This is a genomic window from Vibrio sp. 10N.286.49.E11 (assembly GCF_041469505.1).
GTDB lineage: Bacteria > Pseudomonadota > Gammaproteobacteria > Enterobacterales > Vibrionaceae > Vibrio > Vibrio crassostreae_C.
Genome location: NZ_JBFRKQ010000011.1, coordinates 1 through 2,945, shown reverse-complemented (window position 1 = coordinate 2,945; position 2,945 = coordinate 1). Strand labels below are relative to the sequence as shown.

1 rRNA gene is annotated in these 2,945 nt (G+C 51.2%); it reads left to right on the top strand.

Going from position 1 to position 2,945, the window contains the following annotated elements:
* Positions 1 to 17 precede the first annotated feature (17 nt).
* A 23S ribosomal RNA gene (locus AB4167_RS02850) occupies positions 18 to 2,911 on the top strand.
* The last annotated feature ends 34 nt before the right edge of the window (positions 2,912 to 2,945 follow it).

Here is a 2,945-nt window from a genome sequence, read left to right as displayed (position 1 = left end):
ACCCTTTCGGGTTGTATGGTTAAGTGACTAAGCGTACACGGTGGATGCCTTGGCAGTCAGAGGCGATGAAAGGCGTAATAACTTGCGATAAGCCCAGATTAGGTAGTAATAACCTTTTGAGTCTGGGATTCCTGAATGGGGAAACCCACTTACATAAGTAAGTATCCTGTTGTGAATACATAGCAACAGGAGGCAAACCGGGGGAACTGAAACATCTAAGTACCCCGAGGAAGAGAAATCAACCGAGATTCCGAAAGTAGCGGCGAGCGAAATTGGATTAGCCCTTAAGCTTTTAATGATGCAGGTGAAGAGTCTGGAAAGTCTCGCAATAAAGGGTGATAGCCCCGTAACCGACACATCATAATCAGTGAAAACGAGTAGGGCGGGACACGTGATATCCTGTCTGAATATGGGGGGACCATCCTCCAAGGCTAAATACTACTGACTGACCGATAGTGAACCAGTACCGTGAGGGAAAGGCGAAAAGAACCCCTGTGAGGGGAGTGAAATAGAACCTGAAACCGTGTACGTACAAGCAGTAGGAGCACCTTCGTGGTGTGACTGCGTACCTTTTGTATAATGGGTCAGCGACTTAATTTTAGTAGCAAGGTTAACCGTTTAGGGGAGCCGTAGGGAAACCGAGTCTTAACTGGGCGTACAGTTGCTAGGATTAGACCCGAAACCAGGTGATCTAGCCATGGGCAGGTTGAAGGTTGAGTAACATCAACTGGAGGACCGAACCGACTAATGTTGAAAAATTAGCGGATGACTTGTGGCTAGGGGTGAAAGGCCAATCAAACCTGGAGATAGCTGGTTCTCCCCGAAAGCTATTTAGGTAGCGCCTCGGACGAATACTACTGGGGGTAGAGCACTGTTAAGGCTAGGGGGTCATCCCGACTTACCAACCCTTTGCAAACTCCGAATACCAGTAAGTACTATCCGGGAGACACACGGCGGGTGCTAACGTCCGTCGTGGAGAGGGAAACAACCCAGACCGCCAGCTAAGGTCCCAAAGTATAGCTAAGTGGGAAACGATGTGGGAAGGCTCAGACAGCCAGGATGTTGGCTTAGAAGCAGCCATCATTTAAAGAAAGCGTAATAGCTCACTGGTCGAGTCGGCCTGCGCGGAAGATGTAACGGGGCTAAGCTATACACCGAAGCTGCGGCTACGTACCTTAGGGTATGTGGGGTAGGGGAGCGTTCTGTAAGCCGTTGAAGGTGGTCTGTAAGGGCTGCTGGAGGTATCAGAAGTGCGAATGCTGACATGAGTAACGATAAAGGGAGTGAAAAACTCCCTCGCCGGAAGACCAAGGGTTCCTGTCCAACGTTAATCGGGGCAGGGTAAGTCGACTCCTAAGGCGAGGCCGAAAGGCGTAGTCGATGGGAAACGGGTTAATATTCCCGTACTTCTTACAATTGCGATGGGGGGACGGAGAAGGCTAGGTGGGCCTGGCGACGGTTGTCCAGGTTCAAGTACGTAGGCGGGTGGTTTAGGTAAATCCGGACCGCTACTAACGCTGAGATACGATGTCGAGCTACTACGGTAGTGAAGTCATTGATGCCATGCTTCCAGGAAAAGCCTCTAAGCTTCAGATTGTAAGGAATCGTACCCCAAACCGACACAGGTGGTCGGGTAGAGAATACCAAGGCGCTTGAGAGAACTCGGGTGAAGGAACTAGGCAAAATGGTACCGTAACTTCGGGAGAAGGTACGCTCTTATCAGTGAAGTCCCTTGCGGATGGAGCAGACGAGAGTCGCAGATACCAGGTGGCTGCAACTGTTTATTAAAAACACAGCACTGTGCAAAATCGTAAGATGACGTATACGGTGTGACGCCTGCCCGGTGCCGGAAGGTTAATTGATGGGGTTAGACTTCGGTCGAAGCTCTTGATCGAAGCCCCGGTAAACGGCGGCCGTAACTATAACGGTCCTAAGGTAGCGAAATTCCTTGTCGGGTAAGTTCCGACCTGCACGAATGGCGTAATGATGGCCACGCTGTCTCCACCCGAGACTCAGTGAAATTGAAATCGCTGTGAAGATGCAGTGTACCCGCGGCTAGACGGAAAGACCCCGTGAACCTTTACTACAGCTTGGCACTGAACATTGAACCTACATGTGTAGGATAGGTGGGAGACTTTGAAACCGCGTCGCTAGATGTGGTGGAGTCGTCCTTGAAATACCACCCTTGTAGTTTTGATGTTCTAACGTTGGCCCCTGAATCGGGGTTACGGACAGTGCCTGGTGGGTAGTTTGACTGGGGCGGTCTCCTCCCAAAGAGTAACGGAGGAGCACGAAGGTGGGCTAAACACGGTTGGACATCGTGTGGTTAGTGCAATGGCATAAGCCCGCTTGACTGCGAGAATGACAATTCGAGCAGGTGCGAAAGCAGGTCATAGTGATCCGGTGGTTCTGAATGGAAGGGCCATCGCTCAACGGATAAAAGGTACTCCGGGGATAACAGGCTGATACCGCCCAAGAGTTCATATCGACGGCGGTGTTTGGCACCTCGATGTCGGCTCATCACATCCTGGGGCTGAAGTCGGTCCCAAGGGTATGGCTGTTCGCCATTTAAAGTGGTACGCGAGCTGGGTTTAGAACGTCGTGAGACAGTTCGGTCCCTATCTGCCGTGGGCGTTGGAAAATTGAAAGGGGCTGCTCCTAGTACGAGAGGACCGGAGTGGACGAACCTCTGGTGTTCGGGTTGTCATGCCAATGGCATTGCCCGGTAGCTAAGTTCGGAATCGATAACCGCTGAAAGCATCTAAGCGGGAAGCGAGCCTTGAGATGAGTTTTCCCTGGCACTATAAGTGTCCTAAAGGGTTGTCGTAGACTACGACGTTGATAGGCAGGGTGTGTAAGTGCTGCGAGGCATTGAGCTAACCTGTACTAATTGCCCGTGAGGCTTAACCATACAACACCCAAGGGGTTTTGTGGACTCAAAGAAA